Source organism: Billgrantia desiderata (assembly GCF_900108215.1).
GTDB classification, from domain to species: Bacteria; Pseudomonadota; Gammaproteobacteria; order Pseudomonadales; family Halomonadaceae; genus Halomonas; species Halomonas desiderata.
On record NZ_FNVC01000004.1, the window covers coordinates 1 to 16,201 of the forward strand.

The 16,201-nt window shown below is 68.3% G+C and carries 14 protein-coding genes; 9 read left to right on the forward strand and 5 right to left on the reverse strand.

What is annotated here, in order from left to right; translation table 11 throughout:
* From trkA to def, 5 genes are all read right to left on the reverse strand, one after another.
* On the reverse strand, positions 1-1,109 hold a 1,109-nt coding region (gene trkA, locus C4S71_RS05295), incomplete at its 3' end, for a Trk system potassium transporter TrkA (protein ID WP_103968455.1).
* A gap of 112 nt (positions 1,110-1,221) precedes the next feature.
* On the reverse strand, positions 1,222-1,428 hold the full coding sequence (locus C4S71_RS05300) for a dodecin (protein ID WP_086508106.1): 207 nt from the start codon (positions 1,426-1,428) through the stop codon (positions 1,222-1,224).
* A gap of 37 nt (positions 1,429-1,465) precedes the next feature.
* Positions 1,466-2,815, reverse strand: a complete 1,350-nt coding sequence (rsmB, locus tag C4S71_RS05305; RefSeq protein ID WP_086508107.1) for a 16S rRNA (cytosine(967)-C(5))-methyltransferase RsmB — start codon at positions 2,813-2,815, stop codon at positions 1,466-1,468.
* Entirely contained in the window at positions 2,815-3,801 is a 987-nt protein-coding gene (gene fmt, locus C4S71_RS05310; RefSeq protein ID WP_103968456.1) for a methionyl-tRNA formyltransferase, read from the reverse strand. Before fmt ends, rsmB begins: the two co-directional genes overlap by 1 nt.
* A gap of 105 nt (positions 3,802-3,906) precedes the next feature.
* Entirely contained in the window at positions 3,907-4,419 is a 513-nt protein-coding gene (gene def / locus C4S71_RS05315; protein WP_103968457.1) for a peptide deformylase, read from the reverse strand.
* 234 nt (positions 4,420-4,653) lie between these two features.
* Here def and C4S71_RS05320 point away from each other — a divergent pair, with 234 nt between their 5' ends.
* From C4S71_RS05320 to C4S71_RS05360, 9 genes are all read left to right on the forward strand, one after another.
* On the forward strand, positions 4,654-5,736 hold the full coding sequence (locus C4S71_RS05320) for a LysM peptidoglycan-binding domain-containing protein (RefSeq protein WP_234240752.1): 1,083 nt from the start codon (positions 4,654-4,656) through the stop codon (positions 5,734-5,736).
* A 14-nt stretch (positions 5,737-5,750) separates the two neighbouring features.
* Positions 5,751-6,851, forward strand: coding sequence for a DNA-processing protein DprA (gene dprA / locus C4S71_RS05325; protein ID WP_103968459.1), 1,101 nt, complete (start codon positions 5,751-5,753; stop codon positions 6,849-6,851).
* 76 nt (positions 6,852-6,927) lie between these two features.
* Positions 6,928-7,485 (forward strand): L-threonylcarbamoyladenylate synthase type 1 TsaC, encoded by a 558-nt coding sequence (gene tsaC / locus C4S71_RS05330; RefSeq protein ID WP_086508112.1) that lies wholly within the window; start codon positions 6,928-6,930, stop codon positions 7,483-7,485.
* A 69-nt stretch (positions 7,486-7,554) separates the two neighbouring features.
* Entirely contained in the window at positions 7,555-8,490 is a 936-nt protein-coding gene (gene hemF, locus C4S71_RS05335) for an oxygen-dependent coproporphyrinogen oxidase (RefSeq protein ID WP_103968460.1), read from the forward strand.
* Entirely contained in the window at positions 8,487-9,326 is an 840-nt protein-coding gene (gene aroE, locus C4S71_RS05340; protein ID WP_103968461.1) for a shikimate dehydrogenase, read from the forward strand. Before hemF ends, aroE begins: the two co-directional genes overlap by 4 nt.
* Positions 9,327-9,432: 106 nt before the next feature.
* Positions 9,433-11,052, forward strand: a complete 1,620-nt coding sequence (locus tag C4S71_RS05345; RefSeq protein ID WP_103968462.1) for an ABC transporter substrate-binding protein — start codon at positions 9,433-9,435, stop codon at positions 11,050-11,052.
* Positions 11,053-11,135: 83 nt separating this feature from the next.
* Positions 11,136-12,116: an ABC transporter permease gene (locus tag C4S71_RS05350; protein WP_086508116.1), complete on the forward strand. Its 981-nt coding sequence runs from the start codon at positions 11,136-11,138 to the stop codon at positions 12,114-12,116.
* Positions 12,113-13,855, forward strand: a complete 1,743-nt coding sequence (locus C4S71_RS05355; protein ID WP_103968463.1) for an ABC transporter permease subunit — start codon at positions 12,113-12,115, stop codon at positions 13,853-13,855. The genes C4S71_RS05350 and C4S71_RS05355 overlap by 4 nt, the downstream gene beginning before the upstream one ends.
* Positions 13,852-16,152 carry a dipeptide ABC transporter ATP-binding protein gene (locus tag C4S71_RS05360; RefSeq protein ID WP_103968464.1) on the forward strand — a complete coding sequence of 767 codons (2,301 nt, stop codon included), beginning with the start codon at positions 13,852-13,854 and terminating at the stop codon, positions 16,150-16,152. The genes C4S71_RS05355 and C4S71_RS05360 overlap by 4 nt, the downstream gene beginning before the upstream one ends.
* The last annotated feature ends 49 nt before the right edge of the window (positions 16,153-16,201 follow it).

The following is a 16,201-nucleotide window of genomic DNA, read 5'->3' on the forward strand; positions in this document are numbered from 1 at the left end:
TGCACGTTGACGATGTCGCCGCGGCGCACGTGGGTCAGCAGGCTGCCGATGGTGGCCTGCTGCGGCGAGATGGCGATGTCGATCTCACCGCCCTGCACCAGGTCGACGTAGGCGGCGTTGTTGATCAGCGTGAGGACCTTCTTGGCGCCCATGCGCTTGGCCAGCATCGACGACATGATGTTGACCTCGTCGTCGTTGGTCAGCGCGCAGAAGATGTCGCACTCCTCGATGTTCTCCTCTTCCAGCAGGCGCTTGTTGGTGGCGCTGCCGTGCAGCACCACGGTGCGGTTGAGGCGTTCGGAGAGCACCGTGCAGCGCTCCAGGCCATGCTCGATGATCTTGACCTGGTGGCTGTGCTCGAGGTGTTCGGCGAGACGCTCGCCGATGTTGCCGCCGCCGGCGATCACCACTCGGCGGAAGTCGCGGTCGACCCGGCGCAGCTCGCTCATCACCGCGCGGATGTCGCGCCGGGCGGCGATGAAGAAGACTTCGTCGTCGGCCTCGATCACGGTGTCGCCACGCGGGATGATCGGCCGGTTGCGGCGGTAGATGGCCGCCACCCGGGTGTCGACGCTGGGCATGTGGCGGCGCAGGAAGCCGAGGTCCTGACCCACCAGCGGGCCGCCGTAGTAGGCCTTCACCGCCACCAACTGCACCAGGCCGCCGGCGAACTCGAGCACCTGCAGCGCACCGGGGTGCTCGATCAGGCGGCGGATGTGGTCGGTGACCACCTGCTCGGGGCTGATCAGCACGTCGATGGGCACCGCCTCGTGGGCGAACAGCCCCTTGCGGGTGAGATAGGCAGTGGCACGCACCCGGGCGATCTTGGTGGGGGTGCGAAACAGGGTATGGGCGACCTGGCAGGCGATCATGTTGACCTCGTCCTGGCTGGTCACCGCGATCAGCATGTCGGCGTCTTCGCAGCCGGCCTGGCGCAGCACCACGGGGTAGGAGCCGGGGCCCACCACGGTACGGATGTCGAGCCGGGTGTGCAGCTCGCGCAGTCGTTCGCCGTCGGTGTCCACCACGGTGATGTCGTTCTCCTCGCGGGCCAGGTGTTCGGCCAGCGTGCCGCCGACCTGGCCGGCCCCCAGGATGATGATCTTCATATGCTGTCAGGCCCATCAAACGACTCTGCGACGCCGATATGGCGCCGCAGCATCCGCGGCTAGCATAAACCAGCCGCAGGTGATGTAACAGGTGCGTGTGGTGAGGCCACCGTCAGTCGAGGGTGAAGCCCACCTTGATGGTGACCTGCCAGTGGCCGACCCGGCCGTTCTCGATATGGCCACGGGTATCCACCACTTCGAACCAGCGCATGCCGTGCAGGCTCTGGGATGCCTTTTCCAGGGCGCGTTGGATGGCGTCCTCGATGCCCTTCTCCGAGGAACCGGTCAGCTCGATGTGCTTGTAGACGTGATCGCTCATGGGTGCTCCTTGCTCAAGTGATCGGTGGCAGGGCGCGTCAGCCCTGCTTCCTCAGTCTGGCATAAAAGAAACCGTCGTGACTGTCGGGCTCGGGCAGCAGCTGGCGCCCGGCGCCCACCGCCCGGCCCCAGCTCACCTCCCCGGGAGTGGTGACGACGGCATCCGGGGTGCGCTCAAGGAAGGCCTGGATCTGTTCGTCGTTCTCCTCGCGCAGCACCGAGCAGGTGGCGTAGAGCAGCGAGCCGCCGGAGCGCAGCAGGGGCCACAGATTGTCGAGCAGGCGTGCCTGCAGCTCGGCCAGTTTGGCTATGTCGGTGGCGCGCCGCAGGCGCTTTATGTCGGGATGGCGACGGATCACGCCGGTACCGGAGCAGGGGGCGTCGAGCAGGATGGCGTCGAAGGGCGTGCCGTCCCACCAGTCGCGCCCGGTGGCATCGGCGTGCACCAGCGTGGCCGAAAGGCCGAGGCGCTCCAGGGTATCCTCGACCCGGGCCAGGCGTACGGCGTCGCTGTCCAGCGCCAGCAGCTCGATGTCGAACAGTTCCAGCAGGTGTGCCGTCTTGCCTCCCGGTGCGCAGCAGGCGTCCAGCACGCGGCCGCCGGGGCGCGGCGCCAGGGCCGGCCCCAGCAGTTCGGCGGCGAGCTGGGCCGCTTCGTCCTGCACGCTGACGTCGCCCTCGACGAAGCCGGGCAGCGCCTGGACGTCGCAAGGCTTCTCCAGTACCAGGCCGTCGGGGGAATGGGTGCACAGCCGCGCTTCGATGCCGCTTTCGACCAGCCTGGCCAGGTAGGCTTCGCGGTCACCGCGACGGCGGTTGATACGCAGAGCCATGGGGCCGGGCTGATTGTTGGCCTCGGCAATGGCGCGCCAGTCGTCGGGCCAGGCCTGGCGCAGGGCCTTGAGCAGCCAGCGCGGATGCAACAGCGCCACCGCCGGGTCCTGGTCGACCTCGGCCTGCAGCGCGGCGGATTCGCGGGTGAGTCGGCGCAGGCAGCCGTTGAGCACCTTGGTCGCCCACTCCTTGCCCAGCTGGCGTGCGGCGCCGGCGGTCTCGCCCACGGCGGCGTGGGCCGGAATGCGCAGGTAGAGCAATTGATAGATGCCCAGCAGCAGCAGCGCCTGAACGTCGGCGTCGCGGGCCTTGAACGGGGTCTTCAAGAGCAGTGCCGCCAGCGCCTCGAGCCGCGGCAGGGTGCGGCATACGCCGTAGCACATCGCCTTGAACAGCGCGCGGTCGCGAGTCACCACCTGATGGTCGTCGAGGTCGCTGAGCGAGCCCTTGGCGGTGATCACGGGCACCAGGGCGCGAGCGGCGCTGGCGCGAACCGCCTGGCCGCCGTCCTGCACCGACTTGCCGGCGCGGGTGGATGGCGTGGAACGGTGCATCAGACGCTCTCCTCGTTGGCTTGTCCGAGAACGTGTCCGGGATGGAGTCGCTCGTGGCGGGCGTTGAGCAGGTCGCGGGCCGCCAGCGGCTTGCCGCCCGGCAACTGCGCCTGAGTGACCCGCAGTACCTCGCTACCCTGCTGGCCGCAGGCAATACGCAGTGCATCCGCATCGGGCGCCAGCAGGGTGCCCGGCACGCTGGCGGGCTCGTCATCGCGTGCGATGCCGACCTCGGCCATCAACAGGCGCAGGCGCTCGCTGCCCAGGTGGCACCAGGTGACCGGCCAGGGGTTGAAGGCGCGTACCTTGGCGGCAAGCTCGGCGGCGGGGCGGCTGAAGTCCAGCTCGGCCTCGGCCTTGGAGAGCTTGGCGGCATAGGTGACGCCCGCCTCGGGCTGTGGAGTGGCGGCGAGCCCTTTGCCTGCCAGGGCATCCAGCGCCTCGACGATCGCCTCGCCGCCCAGCCGGGCAAGCGTGTCGTGCAGTTCGCCGCCGGTGGTGGTCGCGGTGATGGGGGTGCGCTTCACCAGCAGCATGTCGCCAGTATCGAGCCCGGCATCCATCTGCATGATGGTCACGCCGCTCTCGCTGTCGCCGGCCTCGATGGCGCGCTGGATCGGTGCCGCCCCGCGCCAGCGTGGCAGCAGCGAGGCGTGCACGTTGAGGCAGCCCAGGCGGGGGGTGTCGAGCACTGCCTGGGGCAGGATCAGGCCGTAGGCCACCACCACCATGAGGTCGGCCTCGAAGGCGGCCAGCTCGCCCTGCACCTCGGCGCTCTTGAGCGTCTCGGGCTGCAATACCGGCAGCCCGTGCTCGATGGCGAGCGACTTGACCGGACTGGCGGTGAGCTTGCGGCCGCGGCCGGCCGGGCGGTCGGGCTGGGTGTAGACGGCGATCACCTGATGCTGACTTTGCAGCAGGGCCGCCAGGCTGGCGGCAGCGAAGTCGGGGGTGCCGGCGAAGATGATGCGCAGAGGTCGGGACATGAGTCGAGCCTTGCCAATGAACGGTTGCCCTCATCATAACGGAGGCGGCCGCAAACGACGAAGGCCGGCGCACCGGGGCCGGCCTTCGTTTGCCGTCGTTCTGGGTCAGGCAGACTGCATCAGCTTGTGACGCTTCTGCATCTTCTTGAGCACGCGGTCGCGCTTGAGCGGCGAGAGGTAGTCGACGAACAGCACGCCTTCGAGATGATCGTGCTCATGTTGAATGCAGTGGGCCAGCAGGCCGTCCGCCTCGAGCTCGTAGGGCTTGCCGTCGCGGTCCAGCGCCTTGAGCTTGACCTTCAGTGCGCGCGGCACCTCGGCATAGTACTCGGGGATCGACAGGCAACCCTCGGACATCAGCTCGCGCTCTTCGCCGATCGGCGTGTACTCGGGGTTGATCAGCACCAGGGGGTGCGAGCGCTCCTCGCTGACGTCCATCACGATCACGCGGCGGTGTACGTCCACCTGGGTGGCGGCAAGGCCGATGCCGGAGGCGTCGTACATGGTTTCGAGCATGTCGTCGACCAGCCGGCGCACCTCGTCATCGACCGTCTCGACCGGCGCCGCCCTGGTGCGCAGCCGCTCGTCGGGAAATTCGAGGATAGTCAATTTGGCCATGGCGTTGGAACCACCGTTATGCTGTCATTCGGAGATTGCCCCTATTCTAGGGGTTGGCGCGCCAGGGTGAAACCGGCGGCCGCATATCGATTCAATAGTGTTGGACTATAGCATGGCACCTCGGTTCCGGGTGTGGATGCGTTGCGCAGGGCAGCTGCGGTGAAGGGCGGGGGAGCGGACGGGATGCACAAGAGTACGAAGCGGAAGCCCGGCGGGCCGCTGACGAGAGCGCTGATGAAAAGAGCTCTGATGAAGAGCGCGCTGAGCTGGGGCGGCGGCATGGCGCTGCTGCTCTGCGCTGCGCTGGCTCAGGCCCAGGGGCTCAGTTGGGACCGGGGTCTGCGCAGCGATGCGCCGGATCGCTATACGGTGGTGCGTGGCGATACCCTGTGGGACATCTCGGGACGTTTCCTGCGCCATCCCTGGCAGTGGCCGGAGGTGTGGCAGGTCAATCCGCAGATTCGCAACCCGCACCTGATCTACCCCGGCGACGTGGTCTATCTCTACGACTGCAACGGACGCCCTTGCCTGGGGCTCGAACGCGGTCAGGGCGAGGTGCGGCTCTCGCCCGAGGTGCGCCGCGTGCCCGTGCGTGAGGCCATCGAGCCGATTCCTCTCGATGCGGTACGCCATTTCCTGCGCGATCATCGGGTCGTCGACGATCCCGAAGCCTTGCACGAGCTGGCCTATGTGGTGGCCGGCAACGACCGGCGCATCATCAGCGGCGCGGGGGATCGGATCTATGCACGCGGCGAGCTGCAACGCGGACTGCGCTACGGCATCTACCGGGTGGGCGACCGCTACCAGGATGCCGCCAGCGGCGAACTGCTGGGTCTGGAGCTGATCAGCATCGGTCGGGCGCGAGCCGAGCGCAGCGAAGAGGACATTGCGATCATGGAGGTCGTCTCCGCCAGCCAGGAGGTGCGCAACGACGACATCGTGCTGCCTCTGGAGGAGCGTGAGCTGGTCAGCGAGTTCGTGCCGCGGGCGCCCGACCACGACGTGCAGGGCACCATTCTGGCGGTGCCCGGTGGCGTGCGCTTCATCGGCCGGCTGCAGGTGGTGACGCTGGACCGGGGGCGTCGTGACGGTCTCGAAACCGGGCACGTGCTGCAGGTCGAGCAGCAGGGCGAGCGCATCGTCGACCCGCGCACCGGCGAGTCGCTGCGCCTGCCCGGCACCGATGCCGGCCTGATCATGGTCTTTCGGCCCTACGAGAAGGTGAGCTACGGCCTGGTGATGCAGGCGACGCGCACCCTTGAAGTCGGCGACCGCGTGCACAACCCCCGGCGCGGGGTGGGAGTGGCGCAGCGGTGAAGGCAAGAGAGACGGTGCCCGGCCAACAGGAGTGGCTGGTATTGACGAAGCTGCCGGGCGTGGGCTCGGCGCGGCTGGCCGAGATCGCCGCGGCCGCCCCCGACTGGCCCGCCGGCTGGCTGGCCCGGCTGCCGCATCAGGCGGCCACGATGCTGCGCCACTGGCTCGACCACCCGGGGCGCAGCCCGCTGACCGAGGCGCTGGAGGCCGATCGGGCCTGGCTCATGGCCGCCCCCGGGCGGCATCTGCTGCATCCGGGCCACCCGGCCTGGCCGACGCTGCTGGAACAGATCGGCGACCCGCCGCCGTTGCTCTGGGGAGTCGGCGACCTGGCCGCACTGGAGCCGCCCGGACTTGCCATCGTCGGTACCCGTCGACCCACCCGCGACGGACTCGCCAACGCCGCCCGCTTCGGGCGCGAGCTGGCCAGCCGCGACTGGTGCGTGGTCAGCGGGCTGGCGCTGGGCATCGACGGGGCGGCCCAGCAGGCCGCCATCGAGGCCGGTGGGCGCAGCGTGGCGGTGCTGGGCTGCGGCGCCGACGTCATCTATCCGCCGCGCCATGGGCGGCTCTATCATCAGCTGCTCGATCATGGCGGACTGGTGCTCTCCGAATACTCGCCCGGCACACCCGCCCGTTCCGGCTTCTTTCCTCGTCGCAATCGCATCGTCACCGGCATGTCGCTGGGCGTGCTGGTGGTGGAGGCCGCCGAGAAGAGCGGCTCGCTGGTCAGCGCCCGGCTCGCCATGGAGCAGAACCGCGAGGTCTTCGCGCTGCCCGGCTCGATCAACAACCCCCAGGCCCGCGGCTGCCTGCAGCTGATTCGCCAGGGCGCGGTGCTGGTGCGTGACGTCGACGACATCCTCGAGGAGCTCAGCCACTGGGCGGCCGCGGTGGGGCCCATGGTTGCCTCTCAGGCGCCCGACACCGAGGGCGGCAGCGTGGCCGATCCGCTGCTGCGCTGGCTGAGCGACTCGCCCTCTCCCCTCGATGCGCTGGTGAACCTGACCGGCCTGAGCGTGCCCGACTGTCAGCGACGGCTGCTGGAACTCGAGCTCGAAGGCCGTGCCGCCCAGGCCCCGGGCGGCTGGGTGCGCCTGCCGGAGACCGCCTGAGCGTGCTAGCATATCGACCTTTCTTGATCGCCGCGGCCACCTGGCTGCGGCGGCTGCACTGCCCGCAGGAGACTCCATGATCGTGGCCGATACCCTGGATGCCGCCGTTGCCGCGCTGCGTGATGGCGGCGTGATTGCCTACCCCACCGAAGGCGTGTGGGGGCTGGGCTGTGATCCCGACAACGACGCGGCCGTGGCGCAGCTGCTGCGGCTCAAGCAGCGCGACCCGGCCAAGGGGCTGATCCTGATCGCCGCTTCCATCGAGCAGTTCGCCCCCTGGCTCGAAGGGCTGCCGCCGGAGCTGCATGCGCCGCTGGTCGCCAGTTGGCCGGGGCCCAACACCTGGCTGGTGCCGGACAACGGCCGTACCCATGCGTTGGTGCGCGGTGCCCATGAGTGCGTGGCGCTGCGGGTCAGCGATCACCAGGGCGTCATCGCACTGTGCCAGGCCTTCGGTGGGCCCATCGTCTCGACCTCGGCCAACAAGGCCAGCGAACCCTCGGCCATGAGCGCCGCCGAGGTGCGCGAGATCTTCGGCGACGAACTGGATGCCATCGTCGAAGGCGAGCTGGGTGGGCTCGACCGGCCCAGCACCATCCGCGATCTGCGCAGCGGCCGGGTGCTGCGGGCCTAGTTTGCGGGCGACGCCAACGACGGCGCCAGCCATGCTGGCGTTGAGAAGTGAGCGACGAGGAGAGACAAGGTGCGAGCCAATCTCGAAACGGTGAAGAGCTACCTGCTCGACCTGCAGGACCGGCTGTGCGATGGCCTGGCCGCCGAGGACGGCGGTGCCGGGTTTCGCGAGGAGAGCTGGCAGCGCGAGGCCGGCGGTGGCGGCCGTTCCCGGGTGATGGAGCACGGTCGCGTGTTCGAGAAGGGCGGGGTCAACTTCTCCCACGTTCACGGCGACCGGCTGCCGCCCTCGGCCACCGCGGCCCGGCCCCAACTGGCCGGTCGCGGCTTCCATGCGGTGGGCGTCTCCTGGGTGCTGCACCCCGAGAACCCCCACGTGCCGACCAGTCACGGCAACGTGCGTTTCTTCATTGCCGAGAAGGAGGGCGAGACGCCGGTATGGTGGTTCGGCGGCGGCTTCGATCTCACCCCCTACTATCCGGTGCACGAGGACGTGGTGCACTGGCACCGGGTGGCCCGCGACGCCTGCGCCCCCTTCGGCGCCGAGGTCTACCCGCGCTTCAAGGCCTGGTGCGACGAGTACTTCTACCTGAAGCATCGCGAGGAGACCCGCGGCGTAGGCGGGCTGTTCTTCGACGACTTCAACGAGTGGCCATTCGACGACTGCTTCGCCTTCCAGCGCGCGGTGGGCGACGCCTTTCTCGATGCCTACCTGCCCATCGTCCGGCGCCGGCGCGACACCCCCTGGAGCGAGCGCGAGCGCGACTTCCAGCTCTACCGTCGCGGCCGCTACGTGGAGTTCAACCTGGTGTGGGACCGCGGCACCCTGTTCGGGCTGCAGAGCGGCGGGCGTACCGAATCGATCCTGATGTCGATGCCGCCGCTGGCGCGCTGGGAGTACGGCTGGACGCCCGAGCCGGGGACGCCGGAAGCGAAGCTGTATGAAGATTATCTGCGTCCCCGCGACTGGCTGAGGGAAGAGACAGGGGGAGGAATCTCTTCATGACCGACCGCTACTGCGTCTTCGGCAACCCCATCTCGCATTCGAAGTCGCCGCTGATCCATGCCGCCTTCGCCGCGCAGACCGGCGAGGCGCTCGAGTACACCGCCATCGAGGCGCCGCTGAACGACTTCGCCGGTGCCTGGCAGCGCTTCGTGGTGCAGGGCGGGCGCGGTGCCAACGTCACCGTGCCGTTCAAGGAAGAGGCCTTTCGGCTCTGCGATACCCTGAGCCGGCGCGCCCAGCGGGCCGGAGCGGTCAATACGCTGGTGTTGGGCAAGAACGGTCACCGCAATGATTTCAAGATCTATGGCGATACCACCGACGGCGTCGGCCTGGTGCGCGATCTCGAGCACCATGGGGTGGCGCTGGAAGGGGCGCGTATCCTGGTGCTCGGCGCGGGCGGGGCGGTGCGCGGCGTGCTGGAGCCGCTACTGGCAACGCGCCCGGCGCGTGTCCAGGTGGCCAACCGCACGGCGGCCAAGGCCGCGGCGCTGGCGGCGGATTTCACCGATCTGGGCGAGATCCACGGCGGCGGTTTCGACGCGGTAACGGGGCCGTTCGATCTGGTGGTCAACGGTACCAGTGCCAGTCTTTCCGGCGACCTGCCGCCGCTGCCCGATGACCTGTTCGCCGCGGGCGCCACGGCCTACGACATGATGTACGGCGCCGAGCCCACCGTCTTCCTGTGCTGGGCCCAGGCCCGCGGGGCGCGGGGTATCGACGGGCTCGGCATGCTGGTGGAGCAGGCCGCGGAGTCGTTCTTTCTGTGGCGCAACAAGCGTCCGGAGACGGGGCCGGTGAGGGAGAGGCTCCGACATTTGCTGAGGCACGAGCGTTGAAGTGATGAGTTGACGCCTTCAACGCTGCTTCCTAGGTTGGGTTGGAGATATTCATGCCGGGCTGCGTCATCGGCATGAATAACAACTACAATCCGAGGAAAATACAGTGAAAAACAAGATCAGGGCCGGAGTGCCCATCCAACTCGTTTCCGCTGCGGTAAGCCTGGGGCTAATGGTAGCCGGCGGCCAGGCTCTGGCTCAGGAGCGTGTCGCTTCCATCGACCTGATGACCACCACCGAGTCCTACGATCCCATCCGCTACGAAGCCGCCTTCATCATCGCCGAGCGCTGGCGCGAACTGGGCTTCGAGGTCAACGTCCAGCCCACCGAGTTCAGCACCGCGCTGGAGCGCTTCTACGATCAGCAGGACTTCGACGCGACCATTCTGGGCTGGAGCGGGCGCACCGACCGCCTCGATCCGCAGTTCTTCCTCAGCACCCTCGATTCGCGCCAATCCAACCCCGGCGGCAACAACCCGGGAGGCTACGAGAATCCGGAGTTCGACGCGCTCTTCGATGAGCAGTCCCAGGCCTTCGACATGGACGAGCGCCAGCGCATCGTCCAGGAGATGCAGGAGCTCTACAAGCCCGACGCGCCGTTGGTGGTGCTGTTCCATCGCGACGAGGTGGTGGCCTTCAATCACGACGCCTTCGAAGGCATCAATCCCATGGCCGGCGAGGGACTGTACAGCGAGTGGGGACCGATGGAGGCGCGCCCGGTGGGCGATCGCGCCACCCTGCGCATCGGCGGCCCGCAGGAGCCGGACAACCTCAATCCGCTGGCGTCCACCTCGGTGTGGGGCTGGAAGTGGATGCGCCTCTACTACGACCGCCTGGTGCGTCTCTCCGCCGACGTGGAGCCGCTGCCCTGGGCCGCCGAGTCGGTGGAGCAGGTCGACGACAACACCGTGGCCGTCACCCTGCGCCAGGGCATGACCTTCCATGACGGCGAGCCGGTCACCGCCGAGGACGTCGCCTTCACCTGGAACTACTATCTCGACCAGGACTACAGCTATTTCAACTCCTACCTGGACGCGCTGGAGCGGGCCGAACAGGTCGATGAATACACCGTGCACTTCCACCTGAGCGAACCGTCGGCCTCCTTCGCCAGCATCTCGCTGTCGCAGATCCCGATCCTGCCCAAGCATCTGTGGGAGGAGATCGAGGACGCTTCCACGCTCTCGCCCTCGCAGATTCCCACCGTCGGCTCCGGGCCCTTCGTGCACGAGCGCTTCGACCGCGGCGAGTTCATGGCGCTGAGCAAGTTCGAGGACCACTTCCACGCCGACGAGATCGCCGTGGACGGCGTCGAGTTCATCATCTACGCCGACATGGAGGGCGTCTACACCGGCCTGCAGACCGGCCAGATCGACGTCACCGCCTGGCGCATGGAGCCCGGCCAGATCGGCCTGGCCGAGGGTGAGGAGCACCTCACCGTGGTCAACGTGCCCGACTTCGGCTACTTCCACATGACCTACAACCTGCGCCGTGAGCCGTTCGACGACCGTGCCGTGCGTCGCGCGCTGACCATGGCCACCGACCGCGAGCGCATGGTCAACGTGCTGCTCGACGGTCGTGGCGAGGTGGGCTCCAGCGTGATCGCGCCAGTCAACACCTTCTGGCACGACCCCTTCGTCGAGCGCTTCGACTTCGACATGGAGGCTGCCCGGGCCGAGCTCGAGGAAGCCGGCTACGCCTGGGACGACGAAGGCCGCCTGGTCAGGTAAGCCTTTTTCGAGCCGCGTACGTTTCCCTCTCACCGCTCACAAGGCGGTGAGAGGGAGTGCCAGTCGTCAAGAGCGAGTCTTCCATGTCGTCACGCAGAAGCTATCTGATACGCCGTGTGCTGCACGGTCTGATGGCGTTGTTCATCATCGCCACGCTGCTGTTCTTTCTGTTCCGCCTGGGACTGCCCGATCCCACCGCCGCCCTGATCACCGAGGGGCTGAGCCCCGAGGAGCGTGAGCGCATCCGCGCCAGCTTCGGTCTCGACCGGCCGATCTGGGAGCAGTACTTCCTCTACCTGGCCAACATCCTGCAGGGCGATTTCGGCTACTCCTTCCACTACCGCGCACCGGTGGCCGACATCATCTGGGAACGACTCGGCAACACCATGGTGCTTATGCTGCCGGCGATCCTGCTGGCCTATGCCGTGGGCGTACCGCTGGGGGCCTGGCTCTCCTGGCGCCGCGGCAGCCGCACCGACACCACCGGCATCTTCGTCGGCCTGATGTTCCGCTCGGCGCCGATGTTCTGGACCGGCATGATCGCCATTCTGGTGTTCGGCATCGCGCTGGGCTGGCTGCCGACCAGCGGCATGCGCACGCTGCCCTACGAGGCCACGGGGTTCTTCGACAAGATCTTCACCCTCGACTTCCTCCACCACCTGATCCTGCCGGCGCTGGTGGTGGCGCTCTACTACCTGGGCTCGCCGCTGCTGATCATGCGCAACACCATGCTCGAGGTGTACGGCGAGGACTTCATCGAGATGGCCCGCGCCAAGGGCCTGCCGGAGCGGCGCATTCTCTACGCCCACGCCGCGCGCAACGCGCTGCTACCGGTGGTGACCCAACTGGCGGTGACCGTGGGGCTGGCCGCTGGCGGTCAGGTAGTGGTGGAGGTGGTGTTCTCCTGGCCGGGGCTGGGGCGCGAGATCCTCAACTCGGTGCGCACCTCCGACTTCCCCCTGGCCCAGGCCAGCTTCCTGGTGATGGCGGCCTTCGTGGTCACCCTCAACCTGCTGGTGGACATTCTCTACACCTTGCTTGACCCGAGGGTGAGCTTCAAATGATCGGATCCCGCATACTCAAGAGCGCGCAGGAACCGCTGCGCGCCATGATCGGCGATCGCCTCTCCCTGGTGGGCGTCGTGGTGCTGTTGTCGATCATTGGCATGGCGCTGTTCGCGCCCTTTCTCTCCACCCATGAGCCGCTGGCGGTCAACGAGCGCGAAGAGGGCTCGCTGCTGGCGCGCAGCGTCGAGGGCGAGCGGACGCGCTGGGTGCAGCTGCCCGCTCTCGGCGAGCGTACCCTCAATGCGGCGGACTATCGCGACGGCGTGGGGCTGGCCGTGGGCCGTGACGGTGCCGCCTGGCGCTATCGCGATGGCGAGTGGAGCGAGCTCGAGGCGCCGCTCGCCGCGACCCTGATCGACGTTGCCATCGGTCCCGACGGCGCTGCGCTGGCGGTGGGGGTGGGCGGCGCCGTCGCCCTGCTCGACGATGCCGCCGCGGGCAGCGACTGGCAGGCCCTCGAGGCACCGGTGACGGTGGCGTTGACCGGCGTGACCTGGCTCGACGGTGCCACGGCGCTGCTGGTGGGCGTCGACGAGACGATCCTGCGCCTGGACGTTGCCAGCGGCGAGTTCGAGGCACTGGAAAGTCCGCTGGGGCGCGGCATGAGGCTCAACTCGGTGGCGGTGGATGCGGACGGCAGCGCCTGGATGGTGGGGGAACGCGGCCTGACCCTGCGCCTCGACCCGGACGACGACAGCCTGTCGCTGGAGCGGCTGCCCACCAACCGCGACCTCAATCACATCCACCTGGCCGAGAGCGGCCACGGCCTGATCGTCGGCGAACGCGGCACGCTGCTGGCGCGCAGCGCCGTGGGCGAGCGCTGGCAGAGCCAGGACTCCCCGGACTCCCGCGCCATGCGCGCCGGCTGGGTCACCGACGAAGGCCACGCCTTCGCCGTGGGCCGCAGCGGCATCGTGTTCGAGCGCGAGACGGACGAGTGGCGGCTGGTACCCAGCGAAGAGGAGCGTCACCTGCGCGCCCTGATGGTCACCGGGGAGGACTACTTCGCCCTCGGCTCGGATCGCTTCGTCAACCGCCTGGCCCCGCCCTCCGGCGAGCACTGGTTCGGCACCGACCATCTCGGTCGCGACCTCTACAGCCAGAACGTGCACGGTTCGCGCATCGCCCTGCTGGTGGGCTTCATCGGCGCCGCCCTGGTGGTGCTGATCGGCGCCAACGTGGGGCTCGTCGCCGGCTATTTCCGCGGCCGCACCGAGACCGTGCTGATGCGTACCGTCGACGTCATGTACGGCATTCCCTTCGAGCCCTTCGCGCTGATCCTGGTGCTGCTGTTCGAGCCGAGCCTGCTGATCGTGATACTCGCCGTGTCGCTGCTCACCTGGCGCACCGTGGCGCGGCTGATCCGCTCCCAGGTGCTGAGCCTGCGCGAGCGGCCCTTCGTCAAGGCGGCGCGGGTGGCGGGCGCCTCGGACCTGCGCATCATGTATCTACACATCTTCCCCAACGTGATGCCGCTGGTATTCCTCGAGCTCGCCATCATCGTCGGTGTGTCGATCATCGCGGAGGCGACGCTGTCGTTCCTCGGCCTGGGGCCGCCCCAGTCGATCTCCTGGGGCGGCATCCTGCACAACGCACGGCTCTCCGGCGCCTGGCGCGACGCCTGGTGGTGGAACCTGCCGCCGGGGCTGTTCATCATGATCACGGTGCTCTCCGTGTTCTTCATCTCCCGCTCGCTGGAGCTGGTCGCCAACCCACGCTTGAGGGCACGCCGATGACCGATCAACGACTGCTGAAGGTCGAGGACCTTGCCATTCACTACCGCACGGGGGCAGGGCCGGTGCAGGCCGTCGACGGCATTCACTTCGACCTGCGCCCCGGCGAGGCGCTGGGGCTGGTGGGCGAGTCGGGCTGCGGCAAGACCACCGCGGCCAAGGCCATGCTGCGGCTGCTGCCACCCAACGGTGAGGTGCCCCGCGGACGCATCGACTTCGACGGGCGCGATCTGGTGGCGCTCGACGAAGAGAGCATGCGCAAGGTGCGCTGGAAGGAGATCGCCTGGATCTCCCAGGCGGCAATGAATGCGCTGGACCCGGTCTATACCGTGGGCGACCAGATCCTCGAGGCAATGAACGCCCACATCAAGGTCGACCGCAAAGCCGCTTGGGCCCACGCCGAGGAGCTATTTCGTGCGGTGGGCATCGACCCGGGCCGGCTCTCCGCCTACCCCCACGAGATGAGCGGCGGCATGAAGCAGCGCGCGGTGATCGCCATGGCCCTGGCGCTGGACCCGAAGCTGATCATCGCCGACGAGCCGACCACGGCGCTGGACGTGGTGACCCAGGCGCAGATCCTGGCGCGGCTCTCCAAGCTGCGCCGCGAGCGCGGCATGGGGCTTTTGTTCATCACCCACGACATCTCGGTGGTGGTGCAGACCTGCGACCGGGTGGCGGTGATGTATGGCGGCCACATCATGGAGACCGGGCCGGTGCGGGAAGTGTTCGGCACGCCCTTCCATCCCTACACCATGGGCCTGACCAACGCCTTCCCGACCCTGGAAGGGGCCCAGCGCGAGCTGATCTCGATACCGGGCAGCCCGCCGGACCTGCTCAATCCACCGTCGGGCTGCCGTTTCGCCGAGCGCTGCCCCTTCGCCACCGAGCGCTGCGTGCGCGAAACGCCGCCGCTGCATGCGGTGGGCGAGGAGCGCCAGGCGGCCTGCCACTATCCGGATCAGGCCGAGGCCTTTCGCGTGAAGGCGGCGCTCAACGAGACCTGGGCGGTGGTGGGGGAGCGCCTGAACGAGCCGGTACAGGGTGCCGGTTCCATCGAGCACCTGGAGAGCGAGGCGCCGCTGCTGCTCGAAGTGGAGGAACTCAAGAAGCACTTCCCGGTGGAGCAGGGCTTCCTCGACGGCCTGCGCGGTCGTAACAAGGACCGCAAGGTGCATGCCGTCGACGGCATCTCCTTCGACCTGCGCGAGGGCGAGATCCTGGGCCTGGCCGGCGAGTCGGGCTCGGGCAAGACCACCACCGGCGAGATGCTGGTGCGCCTGCTCGATGTCACCGAGGGGGAGATTCGCTTCGAGGGGGCCGATATCGCCCAGCTCAGCGGCCGCGAACTCAAGACGTTCCGGCGCCGGGCGCAGATGATCTTCCAGGACCCCTACCAGACCCTCAACCCGCGCTTCACCATCTTCGACATCGTCGCCGAGCCGTTGATCATTCATCGCCTGGCCGAGGGTGAGGCGCTGCGCCAGAAAGTGGTGGAGGCGCTGGAGCGGGCCGGGCTCAAGCCGGCCGAGGTCTACGCCGAGCGCTTCCCCCACGAACTCTCCGGCGGCCAGCGCCAGCGTGTCGCCATCGCCCGCGCCATCGTGCTGGAGCCGCGTTTCATCGTCGCCGACGAGCCGGTGTCGATGCTCGACGTCTCGATCCGTGCCGGGGTGCTCAACCTGATGCACCGCTTTCGCAACGAGCTGGGCATCTCCTTCGTCTACGTCAGCCACGACCTGCCGACCATCCGTTACGTGGCGGATCGCACGGCGATCATGTACCTGGGCGAGATCGTCGAGGTGGGGCCCACCGAGCAGGTGGTGCGCGAGCGCAAGCATCCCTACACTCAGCTGCTGCTGGAGGCGAGCCCCGAGCCGGACCCCGCGGTGGTCAAGCCGCCCCTGGAGAGCGCCGGGGAGATCCCCAGCGCGGTGGAGCCGCCCAACGGCTGCCATTTCCACACTCGCTGCCCCCGGGCCATGGCCCACTGCGGCTGGGAAGGGCGCGACGTGATCACCGCCCTGAGCGAGTGGCGCATCGCCGGTCGCGAGATCGAGCACCTGGGCAGCGCCGAGGTGGCCGGGCTCGACGTGCACCTGCAGGTGCGCGGGGGAGATATCGGGGCCGCGGAGCGCGAGCTGGTCGAGGTGATGAGAGCCAAGCACCCGGCGCTGGCCGAAGCCGGCCGCATCGAGCAGGGCGCCGAGGGAGCCCTGAGCGTGCGCTTCCAGGCGCAGGTCTCGCCCCAGCGGCGGCAGGTCGCCGATCAGCATTCGGTGGCGTGCTATCTCTACGAGTAGCGCTGGAGCTATCGAACGCGGAACGAGCCGAAGGGGAGAGTCGTAGGAG

What these genes read in the sequence shown, in the direction of transcription:
- C4S71_RS05300 (WP_086508106.1), bottom strand. Translation starts at nt 1,428, where the DNA reads ATGAGCGATCACGTCTACAAGCACATCGAGCTGACCGGTTCCTCGGAG.
- rsmB (WP_086508107.1), bottom strand. Translation starts at nt 2,815, where the DNA reads ATGCACCGTTCCACGCCATCCACCCGCGCCGGCAAGTCGGTGCAGGAC.
- fmt (WP_103968456.1), bottom strand. Translation starts at nt 3,801, where the DNA reads ATGTCCCGACCTCTGCGCATCATCTTCGCCGGCACCCCCGACTTCGCT.
- def (WP_103968457.1), bottom strand. Translation starts at nt 4,419, where the DNA reads ATGGCCAAATTGACTATCCTCGAATTTCCCGACGAGCGGCTGCGCACC.
- C4S71_RS05320 (WP_234240752.1), top strand. Translation starts at nt 4,654, where the DNA reads ATGAAAAGAGCTCTGATGAAGAGCGCGCTGAGCTGGGGCGGCGGCATG.
- tsaC (WP_086508112.1), top strand. Translation starts at nt 6,928, where the DNA reads ATGATCGTGGCCGATACCCTGGATGCCGCCGTTGCCGCGCTGCGTGAT.
- aroE (WP_103968461.1), top strand. Translation starts at nt 8,487, where the DNA reads ATGACCGACCGCTACTGCGTCTTCGGCAACCCCATCTCGCATTCGAAG.
- C4S71_RS05350 (WP_086508116.1), top strand. Translation starts at nt 11,136, where the DNA reads ATGTCGTCACGCAGAAGCTATCTGATACGCCGTGTGCTGCACGGTCTG.
- C4S71_RS05355 (WP_103968463.1), top strand. Translation starts at nt 12,113, where the DNA reads ATGATCGGATCCCGCATACTCAAGAGCGCGCAGGAACCGCTGCGCGCC.
- C4S71_RS05360 (WP_103968464.1), top strand. Translation starts at nt 13,852, where the DNA reads ATGACCGATCAACGACTGCTGAAGGTCGAGGACCTTGCCATTCACTAC.